Here is a 557-nt window from a genome sequence, read left to right as displayed (position 1 = left end):
TCGGTCGCCAGTATCGAGATCGAAGGCAACAAGGCGATCTCCACTGAAGACCTGATGAAAGGCCTCAAGCAATCCGGTCTGGCCGAAGGCGAGATCTTCCAGCGCGCCACCCTCGAAGGTGTGCGTAACGAGTTGCAGCGTCAATACGTCGCTCAGGGCCGCTATTCGGCTACCGTCGATACCGAAGTGGTGCCGCAGCCGCGTAACCGCGTGGGCCTGAAGGTCAACATCAACGAAGGCACCGTTGCGGCCATCCAGCACATCAACGTGGTGGGCAATACCGTCTTCACCGAAGAGCAATTGACCGATCAATTCACCCTCAAGACCAGCAACTGGCTGTCGTTCTTCAAGAACGATGACAAGTACGCCCGTGAAAAACTCTCCGGTGACCTGGAGCGTCTGCGTTCCTACTATCTGGATCGCGGCTATATCAATATGGATATCACTTCGACCCAGGTGTCGATCACCCCGGACAAGAAACACGTCTATATCACCGTCAACATCAACGAAGGCGAGAAGTACACCGTTCGTGACATCAAGCTCAGCGGCGACCTGAA

The 557-nt window shown here is 55.3% G+C and carries 1 protein-coding gene; it reads left to right on the top strand.

Going from position 1 to position 557, the window contains the following annotated elements; genetic code table 11:
• Nucleotides 1–557, top strand: a 557-nt coding sequence (locus PMI30_RS02215; protein WP_008014593.1) for a POTRA domain-containing protein, incomplete at both ends; no start/stop codon positions are given.

The sequence above is a fragment of the Pseudomonas sp. GM50 genome (assembly GCF_000282375.1).
Taxonomy (GTDB): Bacteria; Pseudomonadota; Gammaproteobacteria; order Pseudomonadales; family Pseudomonadaceae; genus Aquipseudomonas.
This window is presented reverse-complemented; position numbering and strand designations above follow the sequence as displayed.